This is a genomic window from Streptomyces spongiicola, from assembly GCF_003122365.1.
Lineage (GTDB): Bacteria > Actinomycetota > Actinomycetes > Streptomycetales > Streptomycetaceae > Streptomyces > Streptomyces spongiicola.
This window is the reverse complement of the sequence record NZ_CP029254.1, coordinates 2,424,152-2,449,496: the sequence shown is the minus strand read 5'-3', so window position 1 is coordinate 2,449,496 and position 25,345 is coordinate 2,424,152. Positions and strand designations below refer to the sequence as shown.

23 protein-coding genes are annotated in these 25,345 nt (G+C 72.8%); 8 read left to right on the top strand and 15 right to left on the bottom strand.

Going from position 1 to position 25,345, the window contains the following annotated elements; genetic code table 11:
- Positions 1-325 precede the first annotated feature (325 nt).
- From bioD to bioB, 3 genes are read right to left on the bottom strand one after another with little or no spacing between them, the layout of a single operon-like run.
- Positions 326-1,054 carry a dethiobiotin synthase gene (gene bioD / locus DDQ41_RS10570; RefSeq protein ID WP_109294271.1) on the bottom strand — a complete coding sequence of 243 codons (729 nt, stop codon included), beginning with the start codon at positions 1,052-1,054 and terminating at the stop codon, positions 326-328.
- A 58-nt stretch (positions 1,055-1,112) separates the two neighbouring features.
- Positions 1,113-2,414 carry an adenosylmethionine--8-amino-7-oxononanoate transaminase gene (locus tag DDQ41_RS10565; protein ID WP_172607577.1) on the bottom strand — a complete coding sequence of 434 codons (1,302 nt, stop codon included), beginning with the start codon at positions 2,412-2,414 and terminating at the stop codon, positions 1,113-1,115.
- A complete protein-coding gene (bioB, locus tag DDQ41_RS10560) occupies positions 2,407-3,591 on the bottom strand; it encodes a biotin synthase BioB (RefSeq protein ID WP_109294270.1) in 1,185 nt (394 codons plus the stop codon). Before bioB ends, DDQ41_RS10565 begins: the two co-directional genes overlap by 8 nt.
- A 142-nt stretch (positions 3,592-3,733) precedes the next feature.
- On the opposite strand from bioB, the gene DDQ41_RS10555 reads away from it, so the two are divergent.
- The gene (locus DDQ41_RS10555) at positions 3,734-4,888 is read left to right on the top strand and encodes an 8-amino-7-oxononanoate synthase (RefSeq protein WP_172607578.1); all 1,155 of its coding nucleotides are present in this window, start codon (positions 3,734-3,736) and stop codon (positions 4,886-4,888) included.
- A 139-nt stretch (positions 4,889-5,027) separates the two neighbouring features.
- Here the strand turns inward: DDQ41_RS10555 and DDQ41_RS10550 are convergent, their stop codons facing one another.
- Both DDQ41_RS10550 and DDQ41_RS10545 read right to left on the bottom strand, forming a co-directional pair.
- Positions 5,028-5,243, bottom strand: a complete 216-nt coding sequence (locus DDQ41_RS10550) for a DUF397 domain-containing protein (RefSeq protein WP_245990746.1) — start codon at positions 5,241-5,243, stop codon at positions 5,028-5,030.
- Between the two features lie 16 nt (positions 5,244-5,259).
- Positions 5,260-6,117: a helix-turn-helix domain-containing protein gene (locus tag DDQ41_RS10545; RefSeq protein WP_109294268.1), complete on the bottom strand. Its 858-nt coding sequence runs from the start codon at positions 6,115-6,117 to the stop codon at positions 5,260-5,262.
- 350 nt (positions 6,118-6,467) lie between these two features.
- On the opposite strand from DDQ41_RS10545, the gene DDQ41_RS10540 reads away from it, so the two are divergent.
- Positions 6,468-6,908: an ATP-binding protein gene (locus DDQ41_RS10540; RefSeq protein ID WP_109294267.1), complete on the top strand. Its 441-nt coding sequence runs from the start codon at positions 6,468-6,470 to the stop codon at positions 6,906-6,908.
- A gap of 810 nt (positions 6,909-7,718) precedes the next feature.
- Here the strand turns inward: DDQ41_RS10540 and DDQ41_RS10535 are convergent.
- The 3 genes from DDQ41_RS10535 to DDQ41_RS10525 all read right to left on the bottom strand — a co-directional run bounded on the left by DDQ41_RS10535 (position 7,719) and on the right by DDQ41_RS10525 (position 11,935).
- Positions 7,719-9,044 (bottom strand): IS4 family transposase, encoded by a 1,326-nt coding sequence (locus DDQ41_RS10535; protein WP_109293153.1) that lies wholly within the window; start codon positions 9,042-9,044, stop codon positions 7,719-7,721.
- A gap of 173 nt (positions 9,045-9,217) precedes the next feature.
- Positions 9,218-9,694, bottom strand: a complete 477-nt coding sequence (locus DDQ41_RS10530; protein ID WP_109294266.1) for a C40 family peptidase — start codon at positions 9,692-9,694, stop codon at positions 9,218-9,220.
- Between the two features lie 1,230 nt (positions 9,695-10,924).
- Positions 10,925-11,935, bottom strand: a complete 1,011-nt coding sequence (locus DDQ41_RS10525) for an ABC transporter permease (RefSeq protein WP_109294265.1) — start codon at positions 11,933-11,935, stop codon at positions 10,925-10,927.
- A 121-nt stretch (positions 11,936-12,056) separates the two neighbouring features.
- On the opposite strand from DDQ41_RS10525, the gene DDQ41_RS10520 reads away from it, so the two are divergent.
- A complete protein-coding gene (locus tag DDQ41_RS10520; protein ID WP_109294264.1) occupies positions 12,057-12,677 on the top strand; it encodes a TetR/AcrR family transcriptional regulator in 621 nt (206 codons plus the stop codon).
- A gap of 344 nt (positions 12,678-13,021) precedes the next feature.
- Here the strand turns inward: DDQ41_RS10520 and DDQ41_RS31650 are convergent, their stop codons facing one another.
- The 5 genes from DDQ41_RS31650 to DDQ41_RS10495 all read right to left on the bottom strand — a co-directional run bounded on the left by DDQ41_RS31650 (position 13,022) and on the right by DDQ41_RS10495 (position 17,770).
- Positions 13,022-13,180: a hypothetical protein gene (locus DDQ41_RS31650; protein WP_167450248.1), complete on the bottom strand. Its 159-nt coding sequence runs from the start codon at positions 13,178-13,180 to the stop codon at positions 13,022-13,024.
- 158 nt (positions 13,181-13,338) lie between these two features.
- On the bottom strand, positions 13,339-14,298 hold the full coding sequence (locus tag DDQ41_RS10510; RefSeq protein ID WP_109294263.1) for a cytochrome c oxidase assembly protein: 960 nt from the start codon (positions 14,296-14,298) through the stop codon (positions 13,339-13,341).
- Between the two features lie 108 nt (positions 14,299-14,406).
- The gene (locus tag DDQ41_RS10505) at positions 14,407-15,432 is read right to left on the bottom strand and encodes a 6-phosphofructokinase (protein WP_109294262.1); all 1,026 of its coding nucleotides are present in this window, start codon (positions 15,430-15,432) and stop codon (positions 14,407-14,409) included.
- Between the two features lie 263 nt (positions 15,433-15,695).
- Positions 15,696-16,424 carry a type 1 glutamine amidotransferase gene (locus DDQ41_RS10500; RefSeq protein WP_109294261.1) on the bottom strand — a complete coding sequence of 243 codons (729 nt, stop codon included), beginning with the start codon at positions 16,422-16,424 and terminating at the stop codon, positions 15,696-15,698.
- A gap of 98 nt (positions 16,425-16,522) precedes the next feature.
- Positions 16,523-17,770: a MurT ligase domain-containing protein gene (locus DDQ41_RS10495; RefSeq protein ID WP_109294260.1), complete on the bottom strand. Its 1,248-nt coding sequence runs from the start codon at positions 17,768-17,770 to the stop codon at positions 16,523-16,525.
- 125 nt (positions 17,771-17,895) lie between these two features.
- Here DDQ41_RS10495 and def point away from each other — a divergent pair, with 125 nt between their 5' ends.
- The gene (gene def, locus DDQ41_RS10490) at positions 17,896-18,438 is read left to right on the top strand and encodes a peptide deformylase (RefSeq protein WP_109294259.1); all 543 of its coding nucleotides are present in this window, start codon (positions 17,896-17,898) and stop codon (positions 18,436-18,438) included.
- Between the two features lie 575 nt (positions 18,439-19,013).
- Here the strand turns inward: def and DDQ41_RS10485 are convergent.
- On the bottom strand, positions 19,014-19,682 hold the full coding sequence (locus DDQ41_RS10485; RefSeq protein ID WP_109294258.1) for a TetR family transcriptional regulator: 669 nt from the start codon (positions 19,680-19,682) through the stop codon (positions 19,014-19,016).
- A gap of 160 nt (positions 19,683-19,842) precedes the next feature.
- Here DDQ41_RS10485 and DDQ41_RS10480 point away from each other — a divergent pair, with 160 nt between their 5' ends.
- On the top strand, positions 19,843-21,069 hold the full coding sequence (locus DDQ41_RS10480) for an acyl-CoA dehydrogenase family protein (protein WP_109294257.1): 1,227 nt from the start codon (positions 19,843-19,845) through the stop codon (positions 21,067-21,069).
- A 159-nt stretch (positions 21,070-21,228) separates the two neighbouring features.
- Here DDQ41_RS10480 and DDQ41_RS10475 read toward each other — a convergent pair whose 3' ends face one another.
- Complete coding sequence (locus DDQ41_RS10475; protein ID WP_109294256.1) at positions 21,229-21,717, bottom strand: glutathione peroxidase; 489 nt, start codon at positions 21,715-21,717, stop codon at positions 21,229-21,231.
- Positions 21,718-21,834: 117 nt separating this feature from the next.
- On the opposite strand from DDQ41_RS10475, the gene DDQ41_RS10470 reads away from it, so the two are divergent.
- Genes DDQ41_RS10470 through DDQ41_RS10460 form a run of 3 tightly spaced genes read left to right on the top strand, consistent with a single transcriptional unit; the run spans position 21,835 to position 25,343 of the window.
- A complete protein-coding gene (locus tag DDQ41_RS10470; protein WP_223179122.1) occupies positions 21,835-22,224 on the top strand; it encodes a CU044_2847 family protein in 390 nt (129 codons plus the stop codon).
- 3 nt (positions 22,225-22,227) lie between these two features.
- On the top strand, positions 22,228-24,387 hold the full coding sequence (locus tag DDQ41_RS10465) for a VMAP-C domain-containing protein (protein ID WP_109294255.1): 2,160 nt from the start codon (positions 22,228-22,230) through the stop codon (positions 24,385-24,387).
- A complete protein-coding gene (locus DDQ41_RS10460) occupies positions 24,387-25,343 on the top strand; it encodes an AAA family ATPase (protein ID WP_109294254.1) in 957 nt (318 codons plus the stop codon). Before DDQ41_RS10465 ends, DDQ41_RS10460 begins: the two co-directional genes overlap by 1 nt.
- Positions 25,344-25,345 lie beyond the last annotated feature (2 nt).

Sequence of the window (25,345 nt, the reverse complement as noted above, 5' to 3'; positions counted from 1 at the left end):
CTCAGTCGACCCGTTCGGCGCGGGCCCCCGGCGCCTGGGACGGAAGCGTCTCCCGCCCCACGGACCCAGCCCGGCCGCCGGACGCAGCCTCGGCCGCCGGATGCAGGTGGGATCTCGGCGGCCCGCCGCCCGCCGCCCGCTCCGTCCGCCGCCCGCAGGCCGAGCGGAACCCGTGCTCCTCCCGCCGGACGCAGCCTCGGCCGCCGGATGCAGGTGGGATCTCGGCGGCCCGCCGCCCGCCGCCCGCTCCGTCCGCCGCCCGCAGGCCGAGCGGAACCCGTGCTCCTCCCGGTCCGGCAGCGACCGCTAGCGGCCCGTACGGCGCTCAGCGTGCGGCCGGCCCGTACTCCGCCGCGAACGCCTCCCCGTCCCAGGACCCGCCGAGCGCGGGTGCCAGCCAGCCCGGCGCAGCGGCCCGGAAAGCCTCGGGAGCCAGCGAGCCGGCCCCCTCGGGAACGGCCCCGAGCAGCGCCGCCCCGGCCGACTCCGGCAGATCGGCGAGATTGCAGCGGGCGGCGAGGTCCGGCGCCGCGGGCCAGCTGCCGACCACGATCCCCAGCGGCTCCAGGGAGCGGGAGCGCAGGGCTTCCGCGGTGAGCGCGGTCGCGTTGAGCGTGCCGAGCCCGGCCGGGGCCACGACCAGTACCGGCGCGCCCAGCAGGCGGGCGGCGTCCGCGAGGGTGCCGCCCTGGCTGTCGAGGCGTACGAGCAGTCCGCCCGCGCCCTCGACCAGTACCAGGTCGTGCTCCGCCGCCAGCTTCGCGGCCGCCTCGGCGACCTCGCGCGGTGCCACCGGCGCCATGCCCGCCCGGCGGGCGGCCGTCGCCGGGGCGAGCGGCTCGGGGAACCGGGCGAGTTCGGTCCCGGTGACCCCGGGGCCCGCCAGCCGGGCCGCCTCCCCGGCGTCCCCCGGTTCGCCGCGCGAGAGCCCGGTCTGGGCGGGTTTCAGCACCGCCACGGTCCGCCCCCGCGCCGCGGCCGCGGCGGCGACGGCGGCGGTGACGACGGTCTTCCCGATCTCGGTACCGGTCCCGCTGACGACGATGACACCCATGGCGCTCCTTGCTGGTGATGGGCGCGCGGGAGGGAGGGGCCCCGCGGACGCCCCCGGTTCAGCCCGCCGCGGCCGCGGCCCGGACCGCCCGCGTGATGCGTGCGAGATCCGCGGCGTCCGTGACGTACGGCGGCATGGTGTAGATCAGATCGCGGAAGGGCCGCAGCCACACGCCCTCGCGCACGGCGGCCTCGGTCGCCGCCGCCATGTCCACCGGGTGGTCGAGCTGGACGACGCCGATGCCGCCGAGCACGCGGACGTCCCGGACGCCGCGGGTGCCCGCCGCCTCGGCGAGACCCTCGCGGAGCCCGGTCTCCAGGCGCTTGACCTGCTGCTCCCAGTCCTGGGAGAGCAGCAGGCCGATCGACGCGCAGGCGACCGCGGCCGCCAGCGGATTGCCCATGAAGGTCGGCCCGTGGGCCAGCACGGGCACCTCGCCCCGCGAGATCCCCTCGGCCACCCTCCCCGTGCACAGCGTCGCCGCCATGGTCAGATAGCCGCCGGTCAGCGCTTTGCCGAGGCACATGACGTCGGGTGAGATCCCCGCGTGCTCCGCCGCGAACAGCCTGCCGGTGCGCCCGAACCCGGTGGCGATCTCGTCGAAGACGAGCAGTACGCCGTGCTCGTCGCACGCCTCCCGCAGCACCCGCAGATAGGCGGGGGAGTGGAAGCGCATCCCGCCCGCGCCCTGCACCACCGGTTCCACGATCACGGCGGCCAGTTCGTCCGCGTGCCGGGCGACGAGTTCGCGCAGCCGGTCCCCGTAGGCGGGGTCGTAGGGCAGGTCGTGACCGGCCGGGGGTGCGTCGGCGAAGACCTGCCGTGGCAGCACCCCCGCCCACAGGTCGTGCATCCCGCCCTCGGGGTCGCACACCGACATGGGCTGCCAGGTGTCGCCGTGGTAGCCGCCGCGCCAGGTCAGCAGCCTGCGCTTGTCCGGTCGGCCCGTCGAACGCCAGTACTGGAGGCACATCTTCACCGCCACCTCGACGGACACCGAGCCCGAGTCGCAGAGGAAGACGTGCCGGAGGGGTTCCGGGGTGATCTCGACGAGCCGGGTCGCGAGCCGTACGGCGGGCTCATGGGTGAGTCCGCCGAACATCACATGACTCATCCGCTCCAGCTGGCCGTGCGCGGCGGCGTTCAGTACGGGGTGGTTGTAACCGTGGACCGCCGACCACCAGGAGGACATGCCGTCCACCAGTTCGGTGCGCCCGTGGACCGGTTCGGCGAGCCGCAGCCGCACTCCGGACGCGGACTCCACGACCAGCGGGTCCGTGCGGCCCGGCATGGGACCGTACGGGTGCCAGACATGGGCCCGGTCCAGGGCCAGCAGTTCACGTGTGCCGGAGCTACGCATTGGGGGCGAGGCCGGTTCCCGCGCCGCGGCGGCGGACGGACACCAGGTCGGGGCGCGCCCCGGGCGTGCCGGCCGCCTGCTGACCGGTGTACCCGGCAGTGTCCCCGGCGGTGTCGCCGCACGGGGCGCAGCCTCCGCCGCCCTGCGAACCGCAGCCCCCGGAGGCGGCGTCCACCCGGTGCGCCGGAAGGGTCGCGGTGTCCGCGCCCTCCACCTCGAAGCCCGCGTCCGCGATCATCTCCAGGTCCGCCCTGCCGGCCTGGCCCTCGCTGGTGAGGTAGTCGCCGAGGAAGATCGAGTTGACCAGGTGCAGTGCCAGCGGCTGGAGCGTGCGCAGATGGACCTCGCGGCCGCCCGCGAGGCGCACCTCCACGTCCGGGCAGACGAACCGGACCATGGCGAGGATGCGCAGCGCCCGCTGGGGCGTCAGGTTCCACTCCTTGGCCAGGGGGGTGCCCTCGAACGGGATCAGGAAGTTCACCGGCACCGAGTCGGGGTCCAGCTCCCGCAGTGCGAACACCACGTCGACGAGGTCCCCGTCGCTCTCGCCCATGCCCGCGATCAGGCCCGAGCAGGCGGACAGTCCGGCCCCGTGCGCCTTCTGCACCGTGTCCACCCGGTCCGCGTAGGTGTGGGTGGTCGTGATGTCCCCGTACGTCGCCTCGGACGTGTTGAGGTTGTGGTTGTAGGCGTCCGCACCGGCCTCGCGCAGCCGCTCGGCCTGGCCCTCGGAGAGCAGCCCCAGGCACGCGCACACCTCGACGCCCTCGTTGCGCTCCTTGATGGCCTCGATGGTCTTCGAGACGCGGTCGACGTCCCGGTCGGTCGGGCCGCGGCCGCTGGCGACCAGGCAGACCCGCTTCGCGCCGCCCGCGACCCCGGCGGCGGCGGCCTGGGACGCCTCGTCCGGCTTCAGCCAGGTGTACTTGAGGATCTCCGCCGTGGAACCGAGCCGCTGGGAACAGTACGAGCAGTCCTCGGGGCAGAGCCCGGACTTCAGGTTGACCAGGTAGTTCAGTTTCACCCGCCGCCCGAACCACTGGCGGCGCACCCTGCCGGCCGCGGCCACCACATCGAGCAGATCGTCGTCGGAGGTCGCCAGTACGGCGAGCGCTTCTTCGCGGGTCGGCAGCTCACGCCGCAGGCCCTTGTCCACCAGTGTGTTCAGGAGGTCCATGGCGCCGATCCTCGCCTACCGGACACCTCCCGGCCAAGGAGGAACTCCACAACGGCCCCCGTTTGAGGTGTGTGTATGGCCACACTCTGCCCTCCGGCGTCCCCCGCTAGGGTCTGTTCGCTGCCTACAAAAGGACCGGACCATGCCCCCCGTGCCGCAGGATCCCTTCGACTGGACGGACGACGCGGCGCGCCGCCGCGCGGACGCGGGCCTCGTCCGTGCGCTCCGCCCCCGGTCGGCGGAGTCGGCTCTGCTCGACCTGGCGAGCAACGACTACCTGGGCCTCAGCCGCAGGCCCGAGGTCACCGAGGCGGCCGCCTCGGCGGCCCGGCGCTGGGGCGCGGGGGCCACCGGATCCCGGCTGGTGACCGGCAGCACCGAACTGCATGCGGAACTGGAGTACGAACTGGCCCGGTTCTGCGGGTTCGAGTCCGCCCTGGTGTTCTCCTCCGGGTACGCGGCGAACCTCGCGGTGCTCACGGCGCTCGGCGCGCCCGGGACCCTGATCGTCTCGGACGCCGGCAACCACGCCTCGATCGTGGACGGCTGCCGGCTGTCCAGGGCGGAGACCGCCGTGGTGGCGCACGCCGACCCGGAGGCCGCGGCCAAGGCCCTCGACGCCCACCGCGGCGGGCGCGCCCTGCTGGTGTCGGACTCGGTGTTCTCGGTGGACGGCGACGCCGCGCCGCTGGCGTCCTTCGCCGGTGTGTGCAGGGCCCGCGGGGCCGCCCTGGTCGTGGACGACGCGCACGGCTTCGGCGTCCTCGGCGAGGGCGGCAGGGGGGCCCCGCACGCGGCGGGCCTCGCCGGGGCCACGGGCGTCGTCGCCACGCTCACCCTGTCCAAGTCCCTGGGCAGCCAGGGCGGAGCGGTCCTCGGCCCGGCGCGGGTCATCGAGCATCTCGTCAACACCGCCCGTACGTTCATCTTCGACACCGGGCTCGCCCCGGCCGCGGTGGGTGCGGCCCTCGCGAGTCTGCGGCTGCTGCGTGGTGAACCCGGCCTCGCGGACCGGGCCCGGACCGTGGCGGGCACCCTGCACGCCCGGTTGACGGAGGCCGGGCTGACCGCCGCCCGGCCGGACGCGGCCGTCGTCTCCGTGCGGGCGCCCTCTCCGGAGGCGGCGGTGCGCTGGGCGGCGGACTGCCGTGCCGCCGGTCTCGCGGTGGGGTGCTTCCGGCCGCCGTCCGTGCCGGACGGGATCTCACGGATCAGGCTCACCGCGCGCGCGGACCTCACCGATCGTCGGATCGGGGCGGCGGTGGCCACGCTCCTGGAGACGGCACCGGGAGTTTGAGGCGGCCGCCGTCCCGTAGACGGCACCGGAGACGGGGCCGCGGTGAGGGCCGGCGACCGGGAGCCGGCTCCCGGTCGCCGGGACGCGGCGGACCCGCGACCCGGCGGGGCGGATCACCCCGCCCCACCGGGCGGGCCGGTCACCGCGGCCGTGCTTCCAGCGCGCGGACGAATCCGGTCCAGGCGCCGGGGGAGAACACGAGGTAGCGCGGTCCGGGGTCCTTCGAGTCGCGCACGGCCAGGGCGCCGTCGGCGCACCGTGCGGTCTCCACGCAGTTGTTCATGCCGACACTGCGGGTGCTGCGCTGCCAGGACATGCCGGGCAGCGGGGGTGAAGGTGCGTCGTGAGCAGACATCGGGGGGGTGCCTTCCCTACACGCCGTCACGGATTCCCGCGACGAGATCCAACGAGTCGGTCGGTGAGAGCGCATGCGCCTGCATCGTGCGGAAGGCGGCGCCGTACGTCTCGAGATCTTCCTTCCGTTCGAGGTAGAGACTACTCGTCAAGTGGTCGAGAACAACCACGTCTAGATCAGAAGTGTTCGGAAAGGAGAAGATAACGAAAGATCCGGTCAGGCCCACGTAACCGCCCATGGAGAAGGGCAGCACCTGGAGCCGCACATGCGGGAGTTGGGCCATCTCCAGCACCCGACGCAGCTGATCCCGCATCACATGCGGGCCCCCCACCCTGCGCCGAAGGACCGCCTCGTCCAGTACGGCACTGAAGGTCAGCGGGCGTTCCGCGCGTAAGACGCGCTGGCGTGCGATGCGCACCTCGACCAGCGAGTCCACCGTCGCCGTCGGCACCCCCTCCAGCGCGGAACGGGTCACCGCCCGCGCGTAGTCGGGCGTCTGCAGCAGCCCGGGCACCACGGAGGTCTCCAGTGTGCGGGCCGCGCTCGCCTGGGACTCCAGGCTGATGAAGTCCCGGTACTGCGGGGGAATCACCCCGCGATACGCGTGCCACCAGCCCTTTCCCCCGCCGTCCGCCGTGCCGGCCAGTGCTCCCAGCAGCTCGCGCAGCCGCTGGTCGGCCACTCCGTAGGCGTCCAGCAGCCGCGCGACATCGGCCGGTTTCACACCGCTCGTTCCGGTCTCTATACGGCTGACCTTCGACTGGTTCCAGCCCACCAGGAGCGCCGCCTCCCGGCTCGTGAGGCCGACGCCCAGCCGCAGACCCCGCAATTCCTCCCCGAGCTTGCGCCGGCGTACCGCGGGACCCTGCCGCATGCCGCTTCTCCTCGTCTCCTCGTTTCTCCTCGTGCTCTCCTGCGACCGGCCGCCGGGGGCCGACACCGCCGGGCCGCCGGGCCACCGGGCCACCGGGCCGCCCGGCACGGGTGACCGGCCCGCGAACACCGGCCGGCGCGGTGCCGAGCGCCCAGTCTGAGCCCAAATACGCTCTCGCGTCGCAGAGTTCACCGCATTGAGCGACAGATATATGCATATCCTGGTGGATCCGCTCCCATGGGGGCGGTAACAGTGGCAGTCTGGCGCGAAGCGCAGTCCGAGGCTGTTCCGGCATCCAATCCGCTGTGTGCCGTGCTCCGGCAGCCCCGGTGGGAAAGGGACAGCTCACCATGGCAGACCTTCAGGAAGCCTCCGTCACACTGCCGAGCGATCCCGCCTCGGTCTCCGCCGCGCGCAGATACGTCTCCGATGTCCTGGCCGCATGGGGACTGCCGGAGGAGGACGAATCCGCCGAAACGGTCCGTCTGATCGTCTCCGAACTCGCCACCAACGCCGTCCAGCACACCTTCGGGCTGTCCCCGACCTTCACGGTCGATATCCGCCTCGAGCGCGATGAGCGTCTGTGCGTCGGCGTGACGGACAGCCATCCGCGCCGGCCCCAGCGCCTGCCCGCGGCCGTGCAGCAGGACAACGGCCGCGGCATGGTGATCATCCGCTGGCTCACCGCGGAATGCGGGGGCAGGCTCTACGTCGATCCCACACCCGAGGGCGGCAAGACCGTCTGGATCGCCATGCCCTGGAGCGCGCGCGCCGCCGATCGTCCGCGATGAGCGCCGAAGACCGGCAACGGGCGCCGGACACCTCGATGGGAACCGGGACGGGTCCGTGCCCACCGGTCCCCACACGCCTTGTGGCTCGGCCGGGCCGGGGCGGCCCCTCCCGGCGGGGCGGCCCCTCCCGGCGGGGAAGCGCCGATGGCGTTCACCGGCCCGCCACCGGGGCACCACCGGCCCACACGCCGGGGCGCCGCTCGCAGGAGCGGTCGCGCCGCCGCCCGCCGCACTGCCCGCGCCCGTCGTCGTTCCCGGTCGCCGATCGGGTTCCCGTCTCGCCTCGTCGTGTCCCGTCGTGTCCCGTCGTGTCCCGTCGCGTCGTGTCCCGTCGTGTCCCGTCGCGTCGCGTCGCGTCGCGTCGTGTCCCGTTCCGGCACGGGGCATGGCAGGGCGCGGTGCCTGGCGCGGCTCGTGGACCTGTGTGGACACGCGGCCGTGCCGGCTGCCCGTCCTCCCGGGCGCCCCGGAGGACGAGCGGCCGGGACCCGCGCTCGTGACCGCCTCCATGACCCACCACGGCGGGCGACGCCCGGCGGGTGCCCCTGCCGCCCGGCGCGCTCTGCGGCGCACCGGGCGGTGGCCGTACCGGCCCTCCTGGTGCCGCGTCAGGCGGCGTTCGCCCCGTCGCGACGCCCTGCACGGCGGGTCGCCGCGTCGCCGAACCAACCGAGCAGGCCCGCTGCGAGGCCGATCCGGCGCCCTGCGACGCACCGCACCGGACGCCGCTCCGCGCCGCCGCCGACGGGCGAACCCCGCCTGACGCGGTACTAGCGCCAAGGCCGTGAAGTTTGCGGCTGGGCCGTGTCGTCAAGGGCCTGCGGCTGCGAGGATCTCGATGCCGGTGGTGGCCTTGTAGCTGGTCCGGTCGATACAGGGCCCTCGTGCCTGGTACTTCGAGATGGCGCGTTTGACGATGCGGGGGCTGACCCGTAGCCGCCGCTGGGGCAGCAGGCCGGCCAGGACGTGCCGACCGATGATGCCGACGAGGTCGACGACCGGGTCGGCGATGATGCCCGCGGCCAGGACGAGCTGGTCGCGGGCGGCCTGCCAGGCGATGGAGAAGCCGGCCCGGTCCGGGTCGGTGCCGGGCTGGGTGCTGGTGGCGTCCGCCATGGCGGTCCGCAGCAGTTGGTGGACCACCAGCAGGGCGTAGATCTCCTGGTCGATGCCCTCGGGGGTGCGGGCGCGCAGGACCCGGCCGCCGAGGATGGTCGATTTCAGTTCCAGGTAGGCGGTTTCGATCTCCCAGCGCTGGTGGTAGAGCATGGCCAGTTCACCGGCGGGGTGGCGGTGGTGGTCGAGCAGAGTGGTGGCGAGCCGGTAGAGGCCGGTGTGTTTCCCGGCGGTGGTGGTGATGGTGATCTCGCAGTCGACGACGCGCACGGGTACCGGGCCGAGGGCGGAGAGGTAGGAGCCGTCCCGGTAGCGGGCCAGGATCGGCATCCGGCGGCCGTTCTTGAGCCGGACCAGGACCTCGGCCCCGGTGGCCGCGATGTCGTTGATCAGCCCCTGGGCGGCGAAGTTGCGGTCGGCCAGCAGGATCATCCCCGGCCGCAGGCTGGGCAGCAGGCGCGGGGCGTGGGTGGTCTCACCCGATGTGGTGGGTCCGAAGACCGCGTCGATGAGGGTGCGGGTGCCGCAGGCGACCAGGGTCAGCAGGCGGACCTGCGGGTAGCCGGTCCCGCCGTGGTTGCCCGCCTGCTTGGTGAACCGGGTCAGGACGGCAGGGGTGTCGGGGACCGTCAGGGTGGTGCCGTCGAGCGCGATCACCAGCAGACCGTGCCACCATGCTCCCGGTGTCCGTGGCCCGGCCACCGGGCCTTTCAGCAGGTCGAACAGCCATTTCAGCGGTGTGGCGCCGATACGGCGGCGGGCCTGGGCCAGCGCGCTTGCCGACGGCGCGGCCAGTGGCAGACCGGCCAGAGCGCCGGTGAGCTTGCGCCAGACCCCGAGGTATCCGACCTCCGGGAACAGGCACCCGGCCAGCAGCAGGTAGACGACCACCCGGGATGGCAGGTCCCGCAGCCGCTCCTGGACCCTGCCCGTGGCCTTCAATGCCTCGTCGACCATTTCGAAGGGGATGCACTGGGTGAGTTCACCGAGATGACCGGGTGCGAACCGGCCTCCGGCCACCGTGACGACACGAGTGATGGCACACTGTCCGGACAGCGGAGCCTCCGGTCCTTGTGAACGGCTTGTCTTGGTCGACTGCCAGTTCTACCGGGGCTCCGCTCCTCATGTCCGCGAAACCGCAGCTTACGGACCCTGGACAACCCCACCCATCCGCAAACTGAACGGCCTTGGTACTAGCGCACCCGCCCGTAGCGGACGCTCTTGGACCAGATCTTGGTCAGTTTCACCACGGAACCGCTCTTGGGCGAATGCCAGATCCTGCCCGCCCCGGCGTAGATCCCGACGTGGTACACGTATCCACCCGACTGGAAGAACACCAGGTCACCGCGCTCGCGCTGGGAGGCGGAGACATGGCGGGTGCGGTTGTACTGCTGCTGGGCCGTACGAGGCAGCTTCTTGCCCGCCTTCTTGTAGGCGTAGAGCGTGAGCCCCGAGCAGTCGAAGCGGTTCGGACCGGTGGCTCCGTACCGGTACGGGGCTCCCTTCTTCGACGCGGCGACCTTGAGAGCCTTCGTCGCGTGAGCCGAGGCGGCCTCGGCCTCCGGAGCGCCGCCCGGCACGATCAGTGAGCCGCCGACGGCGGCGATCGTGAGTGCCGAGACGGCACCCGTCCGGGAAAGCAGGGACGGGAGATGTGTCTGCGCGGTCATGCGCAACCCTTCGTCAGCCGCCTGTGAAGGATGACCTGTCGGGTTCGGACCGGCGAAGACGCCCGGCCGCGTACGCGGCTTCACCCCAAGGACCCGCCACCGATCCGGCGGCCGGCCCGCACTGCTGGGTCCTCCACTCCTGCCGAAGCCCTCGTGTCGACCAGGCATCCGGTGCGGCGGCAGGACTCGGCGTCCGCCCGGACCGCCCCGCCGCGGTGGCGGGGGCTTGTCGTCCCAGGGATCTTGACCCATGAACTGCCCGATTTCCGAGTCGAAACGACGGTTTGTGAGGCTCCTCACCACTGATCTGTTCGAGTGGACAGAGCCGTTAGGGGGCCCCGGCGTCTTCCGGTGATGAGCCCCGCACCTGCGGTGGAGCCGGTTGTTGGGCCGATCGGGCCATGCCGTCGCGCAAGTTGCACGGGACGAAAGCCGACCCCGCCGGTGGTCCGGATGGGCGACACCCGGTCGTACGCATCGCGGGCGCGCCGGAGGGCTCACGGCAGGGCGTACGCGGCGGTTCGTCAACTCACGTCCTCCGGCGGCACGCTGATACGCGATGCTCCGCGCGGCCGCCCAACACCTCCGGCACGCGGGCCGACGCGGCGGTGCGCGGTTCGCCCCCACCGCTCTGGTACACGACCCACAGCGCGTCGCCGGAGCACCGTAGCCCCGGCCGACCGGTGCCTGTGCGGCGCGCAGTCGCCATGTGCGGGTCCCGCGTGCCGCGTTGGCCCCTCCCTGCCGCTCGGCCACTTCGGGGCCGCTGTCGACGCACTCGTTCTCGGTGTGTGCCAGGGCGGGTGGGGCCGGCAGGGCGGGCGGTGGCTGCACCGTCCCTCACCGGGCCGCCGGCGGAAGTCGGTTCGGACTCAGGGTTCTTGACGACGTGGACGATCGGCCCGTACTCCCGGGCTCCCGCGGCGTCGAACACCGTGTCGCGCTCCCGGACGGCGGCGACTCGCTCCATGCCCCGGGCCCCGGCGGCGGGCGGGCATGGTGGTGAGCTGTTCCCGCGCTCGCGGCAACTCCTGTGCCGTGAGGTCCGGATCGGCGGGCTGCCCCGCACCGGTTCCCATGGTGAGGGCTGCCCGCCAGGGTGGGAACACTCGGCCGTCCGGTGTCGCCGGAACGCCGGAACGCCGGAACGCCGGAACGCCGGAATGCCGGAGCGCCCGACGCCCGGCCCGTGCAGGCCCGTTCAGGCCCTCACCCGGCGTTCGCCCGCCGTCATCCGGCCGGTGCCGGTGCCGGTCCCGGTCCAGGTCCTGAGGGGGGAGTCGCGGCGAGTGCGGTGGCGGCGGTGCGGCGGCGACCGCCGATCAGGACCGCGGTCAGTCCCAGGGCCGCCCACAGCGCCAGGGTCAGTGCCGGCCCGCCGGCGCCGTTGCCGTCGAAGTACGCCACCGACCGCAGCAGTGACCCGCCGGCGCCCGGCGGCAGCCACCGGCCGATCAGACCGGCCGGTTCCGGCAGCAGTTCCGGCGCGGTCGCCACGCCGGAGAACGGATTGCCGAGCAGGACGACCAGCAGCGAGCCCAGGCCGATTCCGGCGGGTCCCAGAAGCGCCGCGAGACCCGCGACGGCGGCGCCCACGGCCAGGGTGGCCAGCGTGAACGCTCCCGCCTCCGCCCACCAGCCGCCCGCCAGGACCCCGAGCCAGCTGTGCGCCAGCCCGGTCGCGGTGAGGCCCACGAGCGCGGCGGCCCCGCTCAGCGCCACCACCGACCGGATGCCGCGCAGCCCGAGCACGGTCACCATCGCCCCGGCCGCCACCCCGGCCAGCGAGAGCGGCAGGACGCTGGAGGCCAGTGCGCTGCCCCGGGGGGCTCCGGCGGGGGTGGCGACCACGTCCTCGGTGGCCACCCGCGCTCCGGGCGGCGCGCCTGCCGCCACCGACTCCCTGAGCAGCTGGGCGACGACGGGACTGGCGGCGGACGCCGTCAGCACCTTCGGTCCCTCCGGCGTCATCACCACCGCTCCGTATACGGCGCGGTCCTCGATCGCCTGCCGGGCAGCGGCCTCGTTGCCGTAGCGGTGCAGGTCGAACGCTCCTTGCCGGTGCTCGAGGCGCTGCTCCAGCGGTGCCGTCGACGCGGCGGGGCCCGCGACGCCGACGGGGAGGTCGTGGGGTGCCATGCGGGCCGCGGGCCAGGCGAAGGCCCACAGCGCGAGGGCCACGACGGCCGGTACCAGGAGCATCACCGCGATCGTGCGGCGGGCCGGGGAGGCGGTGGACATGGTTCCTCTTCCGTGGACTGTCTCGGGGGCTTCAAAAAGAAGGATCGTTCGTTTTAGGTTTTCCACTGTCCCGAGCGGAGTGCCGGTTGTCAAGAAGGAATGTTCGTTTTAGATTTGGGTCATGGCTCGTGTATCCCCGGAGCATCTCGAGGCCCGACGCCGGCAGATCCTCGACGGCGCCGCCCGCTGCTTCGCCCGCAACGGCTTCCACGCCACGTCGATGCAGGACGTCTTCGCTGAGGCGGGCCTGTCCGCCGGTGCCGTGTACCGCTACTTCAAGGGCAAGGACGAACTGATCTCGGCCATCGCCCGCGAGGCGTTCGACGGCATACGAGGGGCCTTCCATGAGGCGGCCGGGATGGCGGTGCCACCGGCGCCGGACGTCCTGCTCGCACGTGTGCTGCGCACCTTCCTGGAGGAGGAGGTCCCCGGCGGCGACAGGCAGGCCTTCGCCCGCCTCATCGTCCAGGTGTGGACGGAGACACTCCGCAACGACCGGTTGGCGGCCATCCTGAACGAGGGCTTCCAGGGCATGCGGCAGGCCTGGTCGCAGGTGGTCGAGGCGTACCGGCGGAGCGGGATCCTGCCCGTCGACGTGCCCGCCGACCATGTCGCCCGGACGATGATGGCCACCGCCCAGGGTTTCATCGCCCAGCAGGCGCTGTTCGGCGATGTGCGCGTCGAGATGCTCGAGGACGGGCTGCGCGCACTCATGTCCATGCGGCTTCCGGAGACCGGTTGACGCACCGGAAGGACTTCCGCCCCGCCCGTCACGCTCCGGACCTCGCCGGTCCGACAGCGGCACGTGAGGGTGCATGAGGCCAGGCCAGGCCAGGCCAGGCCAGGCCAGGGCAGGGCAGGGCAGGTGAGGGCAGGCCAGGGCAGGGTGTCAGCGGCGCAGCCGGGGGATCGGTCCGCCCTCCGGCCCGTCCGCCCCGGTGGCCTTCGGCTTCGCCGCGTACTCGTCCGCGTACTGCCGTCCGGACAGGGCGGCGCGGAACCGCCGAGGCCCCGCGGGACCGTCTATGCGCCACGGATCCCTTGATGATCCACGGGCGCCGTGACCCGCCCCGCCGGCCAAGGCCCTCAGGTGGGCTTCGACACCAGCATCCCCAGTGTGACCAGACCCAGCACGACCCAGGCGAACCACAGCCAGCCGTTGCCGCCGAGCGCCGCGGTGTAGGCCGTCACGACCACCAGGGACGCCACGGTCAGCACACCCATCGTCTTCGTGGAACCGGACATGCTCGCCCTCCTCCGGGCCGGCGCCGCGGCTGGACCCGCGGTCGGGGCCGTGCAGCCATCGTCACCCCTGACGAGGGGCGCGCGCTACTCTCCGGCCGGCTGCGGCCACCGGGGAGGGGAGCCCCGCCCGGCGGGTCGTCCGCGGAGGCGGACCGTGTTCAGCGGCCGCGTGCCTGGAGCGAGGCCAGATACGCGTTGTACGCCTCGAGCTCCTTGTCGCCGTCCCGGTCAGCGGCCCGGTCCTTGCGGACGGCCTGGCGCTGCTCGGAGCGGTACCACTGGAACACCAGGGCGATCAGCACCAGCACCGAGGGGATCTCGCTGAACGCCCAGGCGATGCCGCCCGCCGCGTTCTGGTCGGTGAGCGCGTTGATCCCGAGTGACGCGGGGGGATCGGCGTACGTCCGCACCATCGGCTCGGACGCCATCATCAGCGCGATGCCGAAGAACGCGTGGAAGGGCATGCCCGCGAAGAGCTCCAACATCCGCATCACGTAGCCGGGGCGGTGCGGGCCCGGGTCCACGCCCATGATCGGCCAGAAGAAGACCAGTCCGACGGCGAGGAAGTGCACCATCATCCCGATGTGCCCGGCCCTGGACCCCATGAGGAAGTCGAACAGCGGGGTGAAGTAGAGGCCGTACAGACTCGCGATGAACATCGGGATGGTGAACGCGGGATGCGTGATGATCTTCATATAGCGGCTGTGCAGCAGGGCCAGCAGCAGCTCGCGGGGGCCCGTGCGGCCGCGGCCCGCCGGTGGCAGGGCGCGCAGCGCCAGGGTCACCGGCGCGCCCAGCAGCAGCAGGATCGGCGACAGCATGCTGATCACCATGTGCTGGACCATGTGCACGCTGAACATGACCATGCCGTAGTCGTTCAGGCCGGTGCACATCACCAGTGCCACGCTCAGCACACCGACGGTGAAGAAGACCGTCCGGCTCACCGGCCAGGCGTCCCCGCGCCGGAGCAGCCGCGCCACGCCCCAGGCGTAGAGCGCCAGTGCCAGCAGGCAGCCGGCCAGGAAGAACGGATCGGCGGAGAGTTCCAGCCCCCTGCCCAGCGTGAACGGCGGCAGGTCCATCCGCATTCCGTGCTCGCCGTGCCCGCCGTGATCCATCTGCGTACTCCTGGGACGTCCTGATTCGCGCTTGTTGTCCGGGCAAGACTAGAACCGCCCCCGGCCGCCGTTGCGACCGGGGGCGGTTCCACCGCCGGGAAGCCGTGGTCAGAGGACCGTCTCGGCCTCTTCGTACCGCTCCTGCGGGACCGTCTTCAGCGTCTCCACCGCCTGCGCCAGCGGCACCAGCGTGATGTCCGTGCCCCGCAGCGCGGTCATCATGCCGAACTCGCCCCGGTGCGCCGCCTCGACCGCGTGCCAGCCGAACCGGGTGGCGAGGACGCGGTCGTAGGCGGTCGGCGTGCCGCCGCGCTGGACATGGCCGAGGATCACCGGCCGGGCCTCCTTGCCGAGCCGTTCCTCGAGTTCGACGGACAGCTGCCGGGCGACACCGGCGAAGCGCTCGTGGCCGTACATGTCCTTGCCGCCCTCGTCGAACTCCATGGAGCCCTCCCGCGGCTTGGCCCCCTCGGCGGCCACGACGATCGCGAACCGCTTGCCGGCCTCGAACCGGGCGCCGACCCGCCGGGTCAGCTCCCCGATGTCGAAGGGACGCTCCGGCACGACGATGGCGTGCGCACCGGCGGCCATACCCGAGTGCAGGGCGATCCACCCGGTGTGCCGGCCCATGACCTCGACGATCAGCACCCGCTGGTGGGACTCGGCGGTGGTCTTCAGCCGGTCGAGGGCCTCGGTCGCGACGCCGACGGCGGTGTCGAAGCCGAAGGTGACGTCGGTCGAGGCGATGTCGTTGTCGATGGTCTTCGGCACGCCGACGATCGGCAGACCGGCCTGGGCCAGCAGGTTCGCGGCCTTCAGCGTCCCCTCGCCGCCGATCGGGATGATCGCGTCGAGGCCCAGCTCGGCGACGTGCCCCTTGGCCCGCTCGACGCCGTCGACGAGATGCGCGGGCTGCACCCGGGAGGAGCCGAGGATCGTGCCGCCGCGGGCGAGGATTCCCGCCACCGCGTCGAGGTCGAGCTTGCGGTAGTCGGCCTCCAGCAGGCCCTTCCAGCCGTCGTGGAAGCCGATCACCTCGTCGCCGTGGTCGACGACGGCGCGGTGCACGACGGAGCGGATGACCGCGTTGAGCCCGGGGCAGTCGCCGCCGGAGGTGAGGACACCAATGCGCATAGCCCGAAAACCTTTGCAACGTGGGCCGACTCCCGGACCACGTCGTCCGGTTGGATCCCCGCCACCCTACCGGCGCGGGGCGGCGGGAGCCGAACCGGGCGTCCGAACAGTGGACACCATGTTCCCGTACGGCCCGTGCAGCCCCCACGGGGCCTGCCCGGGGCCCGTCTCGGGCAGGCCCCGGGCGCGGGCCGGGTGAGGCGGATCCGGGTAGCCCCGCGACGCGCTCGGCGGCCGGTCTCAGGCGGGCTGGGTGGCCGGTCTCAGGCGGGCTGGGTGGCCGCGGCGACCCGCTCGGCGCGCAGTGCCTCGTACCACCGGTCGTCGGTGGGCGGCAGCGCGTTCACGTCGAGCGCCAGCTTCAGCAGCAGATCCGCGATCTGCGGATTGCGGGCCATCACCGGCCCGTGCATGTACGTGCCGAAGACGGTGTCGCTGTACGCGCCCTCGGTGCCGTCGCCGGTGCCGTTGCCCCTGCCCAGGACGGTCCGGGCGAACGGACGCGCCGTCGGTCCGAGGTGGGTGATGCCCTGGTGGTTCTCGAAGCCCGTGAGCTGCGGCAGGCCCAGCCGCGGGTCGATGTCCGCCAGTACGTCGCCGACGCACCGCTCGCCCTCGCCCCGGGTGGAGACCACGTCGAGCAGGCCGAGGCCCGGCTCCCGCTCCCCGAGGTCGTTGACGAACTCTTGGCCCAGGATCTGGTAGCCGGCGCAGACCGAGAAGATGATCGCGCCGTTGGAGGCGGCCCGGGCGAGCCCGCCGTCGCGGCGCAGCCGCTCGGCCGCCAGCCGCTGCGGCCGGTCCTCGCCGCCGCCGATCAGATAGATGTCGCCGGACGTCGGCACCGGCTGGTCGCTGCGGACGTCGACCCGGGTCACGCCCAGGCCGCGCTGGCGTGCGCGGCGCTCCACGACCAGGGCGTTCCCCTGGTCGCCGTACGTGCTGAGCAGGTCCGGGTAGACCCACACCAGGCGCAGGCTGCTGTCGCTCATGCTCGTGTTCCTCTGCGGTCGGTCCGGTCAGCCGGTCGGTGGTGCCGGTGCTTTCGCTGCTGCCGGTGCTGCCGGTGCGGTCGGTGCGGTCGGTGGGGTCAGTTGCCGACGCGGCGGCGGACGTCCTGGAAGGCGGTGTAGTTGGCGATCAGCTCGATCCGCCCGGGAGGGCAGAGCCGCACCGCCTCGTCCATGTCCTCGGCGACGCGGAAGTCCAGTCCGGCGACCTCCAGACGCACGGCCAGGTCCAGCTTGCGGTCGCCGATCACCACGATGGGGTGCCCGGCGAGCCGGGTGTAGTCGACGTCCCAGAGCCAGGAGGTGTCGGTGCCGTCGGCGCCGCGGGCGTTGACGGAGAGGATCACCGGGGTGGGCGGCGGGTCGATCAGCGAGAACGTCTCCAGCCAGCCGGCCGGGTTCTTCGCCAGCAGCAGCCGTACATCGCGGCCGAGGAAGGACACGACGTCGTACCGGCCGGCCACGGCCTGCACCTGGTACATGCGCTCGAGAGCGACCTGAGGCGGGACGCCGAACACCGCGGCGACGGCGGCGGAGGTGGCGGCGTTGGCCTTGTTGGCGCGGCCCGGCAGCTGGAGACGGATCGGCCAGGCCGAGCCGTGCGGGTCGAGGACGTGGTCACCCCTGAGGGCCCAGGTCACCGGCGGCCGGCGGAACCCGCACTCGCCGCAGAACCACTCGTCCCCCGGGCGCTGCATCACACCGCCGCAGGCGGGGCACGACCAGGCGTCGTCCTTCCACTCCTGCCCTGCGGCGACCCAGACGACATTGGCGGAGGAGGACGCGGCCCACACGATCAGGGGGTCGTCGGCGTTGGCGATCACGACGGCCTTGCTGCCGGACAGGCCCTCGCGCCACTTCTCGGCCAGCATCCGGGTCTCCGCCGCACGGTCCAGCTGGTCGCGGGAGAGGTTGAGCAGGGCGATGGCCTTCGGCGTGGTGTCGCGGGCGACCCCGGCGAGGTACTTCTCGTCGACCTCGATCACGCCGAAGCGGGCGTCCGAGCCCCCCGCCAGCGCGGAGGTGATACCGGCCGGCATGTTCGCGCCGAGGGCGTTCGAGACGACCGGGCCGGCGGCACGCAGGGCCTCGGCGATCAGCCGGGTGGTGGTGGTCTTGCCGTTCGTCGCCGAAACCAGGATCACGTCGAGGTGCTGCGCGAGCCTGCTCAGCAGGTCGGGGTCGAGTTTCAGGGCGACCCGACCGCCGATGACCGATCCGCTGCCGCGTCCCGCCGCGCGCGACACCGCCGCCGCTGCCTTGCCGGCCGTCACGGCCAGCTTGGCGCGCGGCGACAGCGGCTCTGCGTTGTCAGGGTGTCCTGCCATCGTCCTTGATCCTCCTTGCGTCGGTCGGGGCTCAGCCTATCGACCTCAGGGCGGCGGCCCGAACTGCGGCTCCGTCAGGAACCCGGAGGTCACCGGCGCGATGTACGGAACGTACCCTTACGGCCATGCGAAACCGTCCGATCCCCGGCAGTTCCGGCCGCGTCCGGGCCATGAGCCTGTTCGGTGATCCGGTGCTGCACGCGCCGTGCGGACCCGTCACCGACTTCGGCCCCTCGCTCGGCCGGCTGATCGAGGACATGTACGCCACCATGTACGCGGCGAACGGCGTGGGCCTCGCCGCCAACCAGATCGGCGTTCCGCTGCGGGTGTTCGTCTACGACTGCCCCGACGACGAGGACGTCCGCCGCCTCGGGCACGTGGTCAACCCCCGGCTCGTCGCCGCCGGCGGTGTCGAGGTGCGCGGTCCGGAGGGCTGTCTGTCGCTGCCCGGAGTCGAGGCGGGGACGCCTCGGTACGACCACGCGGTGGTCCAGGGCGTCACACGCGACGGCGAGCCGGTGCATGTGGAGGGCACGGGGTTCTTCGCGCGGTGCCTGCAGCACGAGTGCGACCACCTGGAGGGCGGGGTGTACGTGGACCGGCTCACCGGCCTGCGCCGGGCCCGTGCCCTGCGCGCCGTCCACCGTGCCCCGTGGGGGCGGCGGTAGCGGCCCGTTCCGGGCCGTGCGGCCGGGCCGTGCCGCTGCCGTCTGACCGTGCGCTGCCCGCCGCCGGTGCGCGGCACCCGGGGCACCGGGCGGTCCTCGGCCGTGCACGGCCGTCCTCGGCGGCGGGGGCGGTTCCCGGGCCCGTGGCGGTGTTGCCCGTGCGGTCGCGGGTGCGGGCGAGGGCGCGAAGGCACCCGAGAACTTCGCGGAGTGTTGCCCGTGCGGGTGCGGGTGCGGGTGCGGTCGCGGGTCGTACCCGCGATCTTCTGGGCAACCTCGGGGTGTGTTGCCCGTGCGGGTACGGGTGCGGTCGCGGGTGCCCTCGGTGCCGCGGGTGCCGGCGGCGTCAGAAGCCCGGGCTGCCCGGTCGGTCCTCGGCCGTGCACGGCCTTCCCCGGCGGGGGCGGGGGCGGTTCCCGGGCCCGTGGCGGTGTTGCCCGTGCCGGTGTTGCCCGTGCGGTCGCGGGTGCGGGCCCGTACGGCCAGTGGACCGCCACCAAGACGCTGTGTTGCCCGTGCGGGTGCGGGTGCGGGTGCGGTCGCGGGTGCCCTCGGTGCCGCGGGTGCCGGCGGCGTCAGAAGCCCGGGCTGCCCGGGCGGTCCTCGGCGACGGAGAGGCCGCCCCAGAGCAGGTCCGCGAGACTGCGCACCAACTGCTCCCGCGAGCAGGGACGTTCGCCGAGCCACCAGTCGCCGGCGCCGTGCATCATGCCGACGATGCCGTGCGCCCAGATCCTGGCCAGCTCGTCCCCGGCGGGGCCGAGGTCGACGCGTTCGGCTATCACCGCGCCCAGCTCCTCGCCCAGTCTGCGCAGCAGCGGCGCCGTGTGCCTGCCGACGTCGAAGCCCTGCTCGGACTGGTGGGGCTCCTCGGCGGGGTGCATCAGGAAGCGGTAGACCTGCGGTCTGGCCTCGATCGCGGCGAGGTAGGTGTCGAGGGTGTGCTCCACGCGCTCCCGCCGGTCGGAGCTGGCGTCGATCGCCGTGCGCAGCGCGGCCAGCAGTCCGTCGGTGTGACGCTTGGCGAGTGCCCGGTAGAGCCCGCTCTTGTCGCCGAAGTGCCGGTAGAGGATGGGCTTGGTGATGCCCGCCTCGGCCGCGATCGCGTTCATGGAGGCCTGCGGGCCGTCCCGGAGTACCACGCGGTCGGCGGCCTCGAGCAGCTCGCGCCGACGCAGGCCGGCCGAACGCTGCTGCTCGGCCGAACGCTGCTGGTCACCCTGTTGAGTGGTGGTGGTCTCCATGGTCTCTCCCCGCCCGTGCTGAATCCTGAGGCCTGCGCAACGTAACACTCCGCGGGGCTGGGCTGCCGATCGAGCCGTTGGCGGTTGACAGCTTCTACGCGCCGGTAACAGACTGTGGTTACCGTTGGTAACATGCGTGTTGTGCACATCAGGAGGGGACATGACCGAGTTCGCGCTCGATCTCAACGATGATCAGAAGCAGGTCCGCGACTGGCTGCACGGCTTCGCCAGGGACGTGATCCGCCCGGCCGCCGCCGAGTGGGACGAGCGCGAGGAGACCCCCTGGCCGGTCATCCAGGAGGCCGCCAAGGTCGGTGTCTACTCCCTCGACTTCTACGCCCAGCAGTTCTTCGACCCCACCGGGCTCGGCATCCCGATGGCCGTGGAGGAGCTGTTCTGGGGCGATGCCGGCATCGCCCTCTCCATCGTCGGTACGGGCCTGGCCGCGGTCGGTGTCCTCGCCAACGGCACCGAGGAGCAGATCGGTACGTGGATCCCGCAGATGTACGGAGACGCCGACGATGTGAAGGTCGCCGCCTTCTGCTCCTCCGAGCCCGACGCGGGCTCCGATGTCGGCGCGATGCGCACCCGCGCCGTCTACGACGAGGCCAGGGACGAATGGGTGCTCAACGGCACCAAGACCTGGGCCACCAACGGCGGTATCGCCAACGTCCATGTCGTCGTCGCCGTCGTCGACCCCGGCCTCGGCACCAAGGGCCACGCCTCCTTCATCGTGCCCCCGCACACCCCCGGCCTGTCCCAGGGCCAGAAGTTCAGGAAGCACGGCATCCGCGCCTCGCACACCGCCGAGGTCGTCCTGGAGGACGTCCGCGTCCCCGGCTCCTGCCTCCTCGGCGGCAAGGAGAGACTGGACGAGCGGCTCGCCCGCGCCCGCGAGCGGGCCCGGGCGGGCGGGGAGCGGACGAAGAACGCGGCCATGGCCACCTTCGAGGCATCCCGCCCGGCCGTCGGCGCGATGGCCGTCGGCACCGCGCGGGCGGCGTACGACTACGCCCTCGAATACGCCAAGGAGCGTAGGCAGTTCGGCCGCCCCATCATCGACAACCAGGGCGTCGCCTTCCAGCTCGCGGACATGCGCACCGGGATCGACGCCGCCCGGCTGCTGGTCTGGCGCGCCTCCTGGATGGCGGTCAGCGGCAAGCCCTTCACCGCGGCCGAGGGCTCGATGTCCAAGCTCTTCGCCAGCGAGGTGGCCCGGAAGGTCACGGCGCAGGCCGTCCAGATCCTCGGCGGGAACGGCTTCACCCGCGAGTACCCCGTCGAGCGCATGCACCGGGACGCCGCCATCTACACGATCTTCGAAGGCACCAGCGAGATCCAGCGCCTGGTCATCGCCCGCACGCTCTCCGGCCTGCCCATCCGCTGACGCGCGGGCTCCCGCACGCGGCGGGGCGGGCTCGGCCGAGGGGCTGCGGACGCTCTGGTCCCGAGCGGGCTCCCGCACGCGGCGGGGCGCCACCCGCTCGTCCGGGTCGGCGCCCCGCCGGGTGCGTCCGGGTCGGCGCCCGGCGGTGTCACCGGCCGGTCACACCGCGAGCTGCGCCTCGATCGCCGCGACGACCTCCGCCGCCTCGGGCTCCGTCCGCGGCCGGAAGCGGGCGACCACCTCGCCCCGCGGGGAGACGAGGAACTTCTCGAAGTTCCACTGCACGTCACCGGCCTCCCCGTCGGCATCCGGGAAGCGGGTCAACTCGGCGTAGAGCGGATGCCGCTGCCCGCCGTTCACGTCCGACTTCTCCAGCAGCGGGAACGTGACCCCGTAGGTGGCCGAGCAGAACGCGGCGATCTCCTCGGCGCTGCCCGGCTCCTGTCCCAGGAACTGGTTGCAGGGCACCCCGAGCACCGTGAAACCCCGGTCCGCGTACGTCTTCTGCAGTCGCTCCAGCCCCTCGTACTGGGGTGTGAGACCGCAGCGGGACGCCACGTTCACCACGAGTACGGCCCGCCCGGAGTACTCGGCGAGCGTGGTGGGCTCACCCGCCAGAGTGCGCAGCGGGATCTCGAACAGGCTCACGGCAACTCCTAGGAGACGGTCGGTATGGACTCATCCTATTCCCAGGCCCCGTGGATGGGGTCGGAGCTGGTCGAAATCCCTCAACCGCCCAGCCGGACACACGCTGATCGGCACAATATGCGTGTGTCGACCTACAGCGAACTGCAGCTCGCGGACGGAACCGCCGTCCGGTTCGTCCTCGTCCCCGGGGCGGAGGACGCCCATCCGCCATCCGCGTCCCCGGGGAGCGACGACCCCGACGGCATGGGACCGACCGTACCCGTGGCACGCGGTACGGGGAGTCCGTCGTTCGCCATCGACTCTCTCCGGCGTGCTCTGCGGCCCCTCGGCACGGTGCTCCAGGAGGTGCACGACGCGGTGACCGCGGCGCCGAGCCCTCCGCAGGAGATCAACGTCTCCTTCGGAGTGCAGATCGGCCAGGACCTCAAACTGGGGATCGTCGGGGGCAGTGGCCAAGCCCACATCGAGGTGTCCGCGACGTGGCACCCGCAGCCCCGTACGGACTGACACGTGGGCTGGTTCTTCGGCGGTGCCGCGATGGGACCCGACGACGCGGGCCGCCTGGTAGTGGCGGTGCGGCGGGTGGGCGGGTCCGTCACCGCCGGCGCGGGTGTGCTCCTCTCCCCGGGAGTCGTGCTGACGTGTGCGCACGTCGTCAACGACGCGCTCGGCCGGGCCGTGTTCGCCGCGGCCCCGCCGGGCAGGGTTGCGCTGCGCATCGACTACCGTGACCGGCACGGGACGCGTGAAGCCACGGGCGAACTCACCCACTGGATCCCACCCCGCCGCCTCGACGGCACGTTGCCGGTGCGTGAACGGGAGGACCGGGTCTGGCACGGCGACCTCGCCGTCCTCACGTTCCCCCGGCCGCCCGAGGGACGGATGCCGCAGACCCGTTGGGCACCGATGCGGCCCGGCCAGAGTCTGAGGGCCTGGAGCAGCAGCGGAAGGCCCGGCTCCTTCGCCGACGTCCGGGTCAAGACCTGCGACAAGTCCGTCGGTTACGTGGACGGTGAGCCGACCGGCATGTCGATCGGCCCCGCTTTCAGCGGCGGGGCTCTGTGGTCGGTGCCGGGCGACGCGGCGGTCGGGCTCGTGGCCGCCCACACGATGCCCCCGGCCGACCCGGTCACCGGACGACTCCTGCCTCACAGCTCCCAGCACGTGGCGCGCAGGAGCTGGGCGATCCCCTGGCAGCGGATACGCCGGGAGCTGGCCTCCGTGGGCGCGGTCGGACTGGTCGACGACGAGCCCCCGCCCGACGATCCGGCATTCGCCCTGTTCGCGGAGACCATCCACGGCATCGTCCCGTCCACGGACCTGCGTGGGGACCTCGGGCGGCTCGTCGCAGGGCGGTGCGCCCTTCGCCACCCCGACGACGGGTCGGCCCCCAGCCCCGAGGAGTTCGCGCGCCTTCTGGTCACCGAGCCGCGGGCGTTACCCGCGTTGACCGAGATCCTGCGGTTGAGGGACCCCTCCGCGGTCCGGCAGCTGCTCGCGATCGGCCGCATGTCCCCGGTGCCCCGCCTGCTGTCGCCGCGGGAGTACGGCAGACTGACCGAGATCCTCGGCCAACTGCCGGGCTCCGTGAGCGCGCGGCTGCCGGTGGCAGCCCGGGCGGCCCTGCCGCTGGCCGCCGACTATCCCGTGGAGCCGTCCGGCCCTGCCGCCGCGGCCGATGTCGTCGACAGGCTCGAACGGCTGCCCGGGGACAGCCGTTCGCAGGGTGTGTCCCCCCGGGTCCCGGGGCTGCTGCGCGTGATGGAGTACCTCGCCGCGCTCTGCTCCGAGGATCGGAGGGCGGGACTCCGGCTGTGGTGCGACGGTGTCGCCCAGCGGCTCGGCATTCCGCAATCGGCCCTCGCCGAGCGGCGTTTCGACGCCGACGAGTGGGCGGGGGCCCTCGCCGCGTGCAGCGGCCCTCCCCGGGTACTCGTCCACATCACACGCGGCGTGCTACCGGACCGCTACCGCCTGCGCATCTGGTGCGACGAGGGGACAGGGCCCCGGCAGGTCACCACGGAGTCGGACCGCGACCACACCGGCGGCGAGGCGGCCCGCCTCCTGCTGCACGTCCTCGAGTCGTTCCATCGCCTGTCGCCGGAGGAGCGGCGCCCTCTGGTGGAGGCCGTCGTCGACCGGAGCGGGCTGAACCTTCCCATCGACGAATGGGAGACCTGGAGTCCGGACGATGTCGTACCCGGTGTGCTGGGCGCCGAGTACCCGCTCGTGGTCAACTGCCCGGAACTCCTGCGCCGCAACGAACGTTTCCTCCCCGAATGGCGCAGGCGGTGGCGGCAGCTGGACACGGGTGCCTCCCTGCGCTTCTCGGGTGCGACGGTGGGGCCGCGGCAGATCTACGGAACGCTCATGGACCACCAGGACGCCGTACGCGTGGCGGTGGACGCCGCCGAGCATCTGAGGGACGGGATCGTCGAGGTGTGCCTCGCCGTCGGCGTCCCCGTCGTGGTGTGGGACCGCGGAGACGAATCCCACGCGGTCGACCACATCGCCACCGTCACCACACGCGAGCTACCGGAAGGAGTCCGGTCCTACCGGGCCAAGACCGTCCACCGGCCCAGCGAGTACCCCGGGCGGCCCGTGCTCGCCTGGGCCGACGCCGACCGGCCGGTACCCCAGTTGCATCTGTCCGAGCCGCAGGAGAGCTGATGACCACGTCCCCTCGAGCAGACTGGCGCATCTTCCGCGGTGACGGAGTCCGCCGCACCGTCGCCATGCCCCCGGCCCCGCCGTGGCGCCGCTTCCGACCCGCCGCGCCCGACCGGCCCGTCGAGCCCCTGCCCTATCTGATCTCCCCTCGGCACACCGACGTCGTGAACGCCGCTCTGCACCTGCGTCGGCCTCTGCTGGTCACCGGGCCCGCCGGGACGGGGAAGTCCTCGCTCGCCCGGGCCATCGCGCACGAACTCGACCTGGGCGCGTTGCTGCGGTGGCCGGTGAACAGCCGCTCCGGGGTGCAGGACGCGCTCTACCAGTACGACGCCATCGGGCGGCTGCGGGAGACGACCCTCAGCCGTGACCGGGGCGGTGAGGAGCCGTCCATCGGCGGGTTCGTCAGACTCGGCCCGCTGGGCACCGCCCTGGTGCCGCGCGGTGTGCCCCGGGCACTCCTGGTGGACGAGATGGACAAGGGCGACGTCGACCTGCCCAACGACCTGCTCACCGTGTTCGAGGAGGGCGTGTTCGAGATCCCGGAACTCATCCGGCTCCCCGAGGAATGGGCGGTCGTGAACGTGCTCACCGCGGACGGCAACGACACCGTGCCGGTGGAGCGGGGCCGCGTCCAGTGCACCGAGTTCCCCGTCGTGGTCATCACCAGCAACGGCGAGCGCGACTTTCCGCCCGCCTTCCTGCGCCGGTGTATTCGGCTCGAGCTGCCTGTTCCGGATGAGGAGCGGCTGCGTGAGATCGTCTCCGCACACCTCGGTGACGAGGTACTCGCCGACGTGGACGACCTCCTCCAGGCGTTCCTGCGCAGGCGGGCTCCCGGGGAGCTGGCCACAGACCAGTTGCTGAATGCCGTCTTCCTCCGGACCGGCGGGGTGGACCTGGATGCCGACGGCTTGCTCGACGCGGTCCTGCACCAGCTGACGGGCAGTGTGTGAGG